At 60.9% G+C, this 7,037-nt stretch carries 6 protein-coding genes; 2 read left to right on the top strand and 4 right to left on the bottom strand.

Annotated features, from left to right (window positions below):
- Position 1: 1 nt before the first annotated feature.
- Both GSQ93_RS04335 and GSQ93_RS04340 read left to right on the top strand, forming a co-directional pair.
- Positions 2–1,762 (top strand): TadG family pilus assembly protein, encoded by a 1,761-nt coding sequence (locus GSQ93_RS04335; protein WP_158934383.1) that lies wholly within the window; start codon positions 2–4, stop codon positions 1,760–1,762.
- Positions 1,763–1,924: 162 nt separating this feature from the next.
- On the top strand, positions 1,925–3,316 hold the full coding sequence (locus GSQ93_RS04340; RefSeq protein WP_158934384.1) for a sigma 54-interacting transcriptional regulator: 1,392 nt from the start codon (positions 1,925–1,927) through the stop codon (positions 3,314–3,316).
- A 59-nt stretch (positions 3,317–3,375) separates the two neighbouring features.
- On the opposite strand, the gene surE is transcribed toward GSQ93_RS04340, so the two are convergent.
- From surE to GSQ93_RS04360, 4 genes are all read right to left on the bottom strand, one after another.
- Positions 3,376–4,155 (bottom strand): 5'/3'-nucleotidase SurE, encoded by a 780-nt coding sequence (gene surE, locus GSQ93_RS04345; protein WP_158934615.1) that lies wholly within the window; start codon positions 4,153–4,155, stop codon positions 3,376–3,378.
- A 173-nt stretch (positions 4,156–4,328) separates the two neighbouring features.
- Positions 4,329–4,568 (bottom strand): hypothetical protein, encoded by a 240-nt coding sequence (locus tag GSQ93_RS04350; RefSeq protein ID WP_158934385.1) that lies wholly within the window; start codon positions 4,566–4,568, stop codon positions 4,329–4,331.
- Between the two features lie 196 nt (positions 4,569–4,764).
- A complete protein-coding gene (locus tag GSQ93_RS04355; protein ID WP_158934386.1) occupies positions 4,765–5,760 on the bottom strand; it encodes a DUF1571 domain-containing protein in 996 nt (331 codons plus the stop codon).
- 181 nt (positions 5,761–5,941) lie between these two features.
- Positions 5,942–7,037, bottom strand: a 1,096-nt coding sequence (locus tag GSQ93_RS04360; RefSeq protein WP_158934387.1) for an acetyl-CoA C-acetyltransferase, incomplete at its 5' end; no start/stop codon positions are given.

Genomic DNA, 7,037 nt, shown 5'->3' on the forward strand with positions numbered 1-7,037 from the left:
CATGAAGCGCTTGCCGACATCGCAGGGCAGACAAACACCGCGCAGCCATAAACGGCAGCGCGGTGTAGCGAGCGTGCTGGCCGCCTTCTGGCTGCTGGTAGCGGTCGCAGCGCTTGCCGCTATCGATGTGGGTAATGTGTTTTATCAACGACGTGTCATGCAAAGCGTGGCGGACATGGCGGCGAATGCGGGCGCCCAGGTCGTCGACAACGCGTGTTCGCGCGCTCCGACCACCGCAATTGGCAGTGCGGGCGCGAATGGCTTCAACTCCTCGGCGTCGGGCAACACGATTACCACGACCTGCGGGCGCTGGGACCCGACGGTCTATGCCGGTCCGAACTACTACGCGGCAAACGCTACGCCGAGTAACGCGGTGCAGGTGACGGTGTCGAAGCAAGTACCTTATTTCTTCCTGGGAACCGGGCGCGTAATCAGCGCGACGGGGGTGGCACAAACAGTCAACGTGGGGTCGTTCACCATCGGCACGACGACGTTAAAGGTCGACCCGACCGTTATCACCGGCCTGCTGAACGCCATGCTGGGGACGAATATCAACACGCTGCAGATATCGGCTGTGGGTTACCAAGGGCTGGCGCAATCGCGTATCAAGATTGGTGACCTTGTGACGGCAGCGGGCGTAGGCACAGTGAACCAATTGCTCGCGATGAACGTCACCGCCGCGCAATTCGTTAATCTCATGCTCACGGCGTTGCAGAATACGCAGGTCGCCAATGCGAATCTGTCCCTCGCACTGGGTGCGCTGCAGGCTTTCGCGAGCGCAAATATACCCGGCGCACAAACCTTCGCCATTGGAGCGACGAATGGTGCAACGGGTCTGCTACAAGTCAGCCTCGCCGACACGCAGTCTGCACTCACTGCAACTATCAGCCCGCTAGACGCGCTGTTCGTCGCGGCCGACATTGCACAGGCGGGAAAGTCTGCCGTGAATGTGTCTACGGCTCTGAACCTCGGCGTGGCGACAGCGACATTGCAGGTGCAAGTGATCCAGCCGCCGGTACTGGCAATAGGCGAGGCCGGGCAAACGTCCACGGGAGCTTGGCGCACGATCGCCACGACGGCTCAGGTGCGGGCGTTTTTGGTGGTGACGCTCGGAGGGTTACCCGGGCTACAGTTGGGGCTGTTGGGCCTTCTTTCACCACCGATCGTGACGTTGCCAATCAACGTCTATGTAGGAACTGGCTACGCGTGGCTTGTTTCCACGCAGTGCCTCTCGACTCAGGCAGCAAGCAACTCGGTGGTCGGCGTTCAGACCGGCATCGCGAGTGTCTGCATAGGCGACGGTCCCACCAATCTCTCAGCCACGGCACCCTATAGCTGCGCTCCGGCGACGCTTGTCAGTACCCCGCTAAATATTCTTACCATCAAGATGGCCACATCGCTTCCTGCTGTCGCGGCCAATACAGCATCGCTGACTTTTGATGGAATTGTTGGCAATGCCGATGATTACCAGACAACGAACTCGAACCAGGTGGGTGGGGTGCTGTACAACGCGACATCGGGTTTCACCACGCAGTTGTCCGCGCAAAATGGGCTGACCGTGATTTTGCTCGGAGCACCGCTTTCGGTTGGTTCGGCCGTTGCCCAGGCGTTACTGAGTTTTGTCCTGCCTCTCCTGACGCCCGTATTCAACGCGCTGGACACGGTCCTTTCTCCCGTGCTGCAACTCCTCGGCGCACAGATCGGCGTGAGCACCGTGCATGACCTGTCGCTGACATGCGGCCAGTCACAACTTCAATATTGAACGCATGACTGAACCGAAGACCACTGAGTGCCGTTAACAATGTAACGAGTGCACGTAACGCAAGTAACGCAAGTAACGCAAGTAACGCAAGTAACGAACGCAACCCATGAACACACGCGACCGGCTGCGAAGCCAACAGATGCAACCCATGAGACTCGAGCAATGAGACCAGCGACAAAAATCGATGACCTCGATATTTACGTGTGGGAAGGCAAGGCGGATATCGTCGAGCAGGTGGTGCGCTGCATGTCGAGTTTCGAAGTCGATGTGATCCGCGCCGACGGCATGTCGATTGCCGCGGGCCAGGACGCCCGGCGCCAGGCAATCGCCATTGTGAGCGTGAGCGTGATCGACACAGGCGCGTTTGCATTACGCGATTGGGAAGCGCATCGCGACATGCCCGTGATCTGGGTGGGCGCGGCGCCGCGTGAGCGCGACACGAGCGTTTTCCCCTCCGACTACTCGCATATCCTGCCGCTCGATTTCACCGGCGCCGAGCTGCGCCGGATGGTGGCGAAGCTTGCCCAGCAGTTGCGTGCGCATGGGGAGCAAGCGCAGGAATCGAGCGCCCTGATCGCGAATGCGGAGTGCATGCAGGTGTTGTTGCATGAAGTGGAGACCTTCGCAGATTGCGACACCAGCGTGCTCGTGCATGGCGAAACCGGTGTAGGCAAGGAACGCATTGCGCAGATGCTGCACGAGCAGCACAAGCGTTATTCCGAGGGACCGTTCGTGCCGGTCAATTGCGGCGCGATCCCCGATGGCTTGTTTGAATCGCTGTTCTTTGGTCACGCGAAAGGCTCGTTCACCGGCGCCGTGATCGCGCACAAAGGCTACTTCGAGCAGGCCGACGGCGGCACGCTGTTCCTCGATGAAATCGGCGATATGCCGCTGTATCAGCAGGTCAAGTTATTGCGCGTGCTGGAGGACAGCGCGGTCACGCGGATTGGTTCGGCCACGCCGGTCAAGGTGGATTTTCGCTTGGTCGCGGCGAGTCACAAGAGCCTGCCGCAACTGGTGAAGGACGGCGAATTCCGCGCGGATCTTTACTATCGGCTGGCGGTGATCGAATTGAAGATTCCGTCGCTGGAGGAACGCGGAGCGATCGACAAGATTGCGCTGTTCAAGTCGTTTATCGCGCAGGTGGTGGGGCCGGAAAAGCTCGCGACCTTGCCCGAGTTGCCGTACTGGCTAGCCGATGCGGTCGCCGATAGTTATTTCCCCGGCAACGTCCGCGAGCTGCGCAATCTGGCGGAGCGCATAGGCGTGACCGTGCGGCAAGTCGGATCGTGGGACACCGCGCGGCTGCAACGCCTGCTCGCGCTTGCCCGCACCTCGCAGCCGGTCCCGCCTGAGCTGAGCGCTGAGGTGCTGGTTGACCGCAGCAAGTGGGACATGAACGAGCGCAACCGCGTGCTGGCCGCGCTGGAAGCGAACGGCTGGCGGCGGCAGGACACGGCGAGTCACCTGGGCATCAGCCGCAAGGTGCTGTGGGAAAAAATGCGCAAGTTCCAGATCTTCGATGAAGAACCTGAAACGCGCGTCGTGGGGTGAGACGTTGCAGGCGGTGGCGTTGCATCCGACGTTCCCGCTGCTGTTCCATGGTTTGACTTCTACGCCAGTGCCTTCTTCAACACAGCGAACGTGCGTTCGTCAGTGCGTTCGAATTGCAGCGGCGTCACCGAGACGCGTCCCGATGCAACCACGGCCGTCTCGCTATCGGCCGTGTTCTCGCGCGGACCGCGCTGGAAACGCAGCCAGTGATATTGCAGACCACGCGGATCGGTTTGCGGCAGGACTTCGATACCTTCAACCAGTCCCACACCCTGACGAGTGGGAGTGAGCGGGCCGGCCAATGCGGCGTCTATATCTGGAAAGTTCACGTTAAAGCAGGTCGGCACATCGTGTTCGATGGCGACCAGCGAGCGGATCACGCCGGGCGCGAGTTCGCGCGCGGTATCCCAGCGCACGTTGTCGCGGTCACTGAAGGTCTGGCTCAATGCAATGGATGGCAAGCCGAGCAGCAAGCCCGTCATGGCTGCGCCCACCGTGCCGGAGAACATGGTTTCCACGCCCAGGTTGCCGCCGCGGTTGATGCCCGACAGTATCAGCGTGGGCGGCGCGTCCTGCATCAAATGCCGCACGGCCATCACTACGCAATCACCCGGGGTGCCGAGCACACCGAAGCGACGCTTGCCATGCTCGCTCACGCGCAGCGGCGAATGCAGGCTGATGGAATGCGACGTACCGCTTTGGTCGTGCTCCGGGGCGACGATCCACACTTCGTCCGCAAGTTCGGCGGCCACTGCTTCGAGCACGGCGAGGCCGGGTGCGTCGATACCATCGTCGTTGGTCAGCAGAACGCGCGCAAGTTTCGGCCGGGGACCCGGCATTGAAGCAGGCATTGAAGCAGGCGTTGAACCAGGCATTGAAGCGGGTATTGCAGGTGGCATTGCGAATCTCCTTTCGATTGAGGGAAAGCGTCACTCAATCGATTATTCCAGAGATCGCTGTGCGGGGTGGAAGCACGAGCCGGCTAAGTTCGGCGCTATTCGCCCGGCTGAATTTACTTGATACCGAGCCCGCGCAGCACTGCGTTGCCGTCGTCGGTCAGGCGGAACTTGGACTCGCCCGGCGTAGGCGACACCATCTCAACGTAGCCGTATTCGCTGAGCGAGGCAACGTCGGGAGGCGCGGCCATCACGTCGATCGGCGCATGCAGCAACAACAGCAGCGTGGCGATTTCGTGGTGGCTGAGTAATCGTTTGATGGCCCGTACTGGAGCCGATGCGTTGCGGAGGTTCATGACGAACTCCTTTCGTTAATGCTTTGTCTTTGTGTCGTGCAGCGCGTCGATTGCACCCTACAGCGGCGCGTGAAGTTTCGATAAAGTTGGGCAAGGGTATCGATCAACTCTTAGGCGAAACTTAAAACAGACCAAATGCCACGCGTGCTTCTGCTAGGGAGACGTTTGGCAAGGCAAAAAATTGTGATTGATGCGGTTAAAAATTGTAAGCGGGGTTTTTAGGGCTGAACGTCGCATCGTCGAATGTCTTCGGCGCGATGTTCTGGAACACGATACTTTCGAAAATCTTGCCATCGTTGTCAAAGGATTCCGCCGTCCGGAAATAGGGCCGCCGCAGGTCCAGTCCGAGGATCTCTTTCTTTGCATAGAACTCGGGCTGTCCTGAAGGCGTTTCGTAAGTGAACGCGACCACCCGCGCACCATCAATCGTTTTCACTTCAATGTTATTGGCGCGCGTGACCCCGGCGTCGGCGAATTTCTTGCCCTCGGCCAGGAATTGTTGCGTGATGTATTCGGTACCAAGATCGCGGACAGAATGCCGCGATTGCGAGCGCGCGAGCGTGCCATCGAGCGAAGCCCAGATCGCAATCACTTTGAGCAGGCCGCCCAGATGGCCGTACATTTCGTTGGGGCGCGCGGTCTCGTCGTAGAGAACTTCCTGACCCGCGTGTCCGCCATCGGGCAGCCATTTTGCGTAGATCCGAAGCGGGTCGCGTGTCACGCGCACCAGCATGTGGTCGGCCTGAGACGGCCACATGCCGTGGATACGTTCACGGCGCAGCATGCTGAACTCATACGACGGATAACCATTCGGGCCGTTCTTCAGATAGCGCGGCAGCGCCAGCGGATCCAGCGATTTGAACAACGAAACAAGCGCCGGGTCGCTCATGTTGGCAAGCGTGCCGCTCAGTGCGGCGCGACTCAGCCAGCGGACCTGGCCATCGAGCGGGAGCTTGCCGACTTGCGCTGGAGATGTCTTCGGCGGCGTACTCGTTGCGCCGGCGGAGAGCGCCGGGCCGGCTGCGGAGGTCGCGGCGGACGTTGGCAGTGCGGCCGTGACCGTGCGGGCCGCCTCCTGTGCGTTGGCGGGCACCGCGATGGCTGACAGGGCGAGTGCGGCGAGCAGACTACGGACCCAAGCGCTTGCGGTGATCAGTTTGCAGTTTTGACGGCGCTGTCGTGCTCGATGCATAAGGGTCTCCGTGATCCGTTCGTTCTGCTTTGGCTGCTTTGCCGTCGCGCAGTTCACGGCGAAAACCTTTCCTCGTCTTAGAACGGATCGCGGAGACCGGAAATTCCGGGGCATCGCGTTTTATCTTCAGATTCTTCAGATGACCGTCATCGACAAATCCTGCTCGGCCCACCAGCCGGCATCAACGCTCGAGAATTGCGACCACCCCTTGGCCACCCGCCGCGCAGAGGGAGATGAGGCCACGGCGGGTTCGCGTATCGCCTGGCTCCCGTGTCAGCATCGCCAGCATTTTGGCGAGGCTTCCCACGATCCGGCCGCCCGTCGCCGCGAACGGATGACCCGTCGCCAGCGACCCGCCATTGAGGTTCATGCGGCTACGCTCGATTGAGCCGAACGGGCGGTCCAGGCCGAGTTGCGTGCGGCAGTATTCCTCGTCTTCCCAAGCCGCGAGCGTGCACAACACCTGTGCCGCGAATGCTTCATGGATCTCGTAGAAATCGAAGTCGGACAGCGCCAGTCCCGCGCGTTCGAGCAAGCGCGGTACGGCATAGGCGGGTGCCATCAGGAGGCCTTCTTTCTTGTCGAAGAAATCGACGGCCGCGGTTGCTGAGAGCGTGAGATAAGCGAGCACGGGCAGATTGCGCGCGGCCGCCCACTCTTCGGACGCCAGCAACACCGCCGACGCGCCATCGGTGAGCGGCGTGGAATTGCCGGCCGTGAGGGTCCCTGCGTCGCGGTCGAAGACGGGTTTCAGCGCAGCGAGGCGCTCAGGTGTGAGATCCGGCCGCAGGATGTTGTCGAGTGAAAGACCTTTGTACGGTGTCATCAGGTCGTTGAAAAAACCGCGTTCGTACGCTGCCGCCAGCTTTCGATGACTGTCGAGCGCAAGCTCGTCCTGCGCCTCGCGCGAGATCTTCCAGCGCTTGGCCATCAGCTCGCAATGTTCGCCCATTGAAAGGCCGGTACGGGGTTCGCTGTTACGCGGCAGCGCGGGTTTGATCAACATGCCGGGCCGCAGCTTCGCCAGTGCGCTCATGCGCTGTGCCGTGGAATTGCCTCGGTTGGCTTCGAGCAGGATCTTGCGCATTCGCTCGTTCACGCCAATAGGCGCGTCCGAGGTCGTATCCACGCCACCTGCAATGCCGACATCGATCTGCCCGAGCGCGATCTTGTTCGCGACCAGGATCGCGGTTTCAAGCCCCGTTCCGCATGCCTGGCTCACATCATAGGCGGGTGTCTCCGGGGCGAGGGGGGTGGAGAGCAACGCCTCGCGCGTG

The organism is Burkholderia sp. S171, from assembly GCF_009766085.1.
Taxonomy (GTDB): Bacteria; Pseudomonadota; Gammaproteobacteria; order Burkholderiales; family Burkholderiaceae; genus Caballeronia.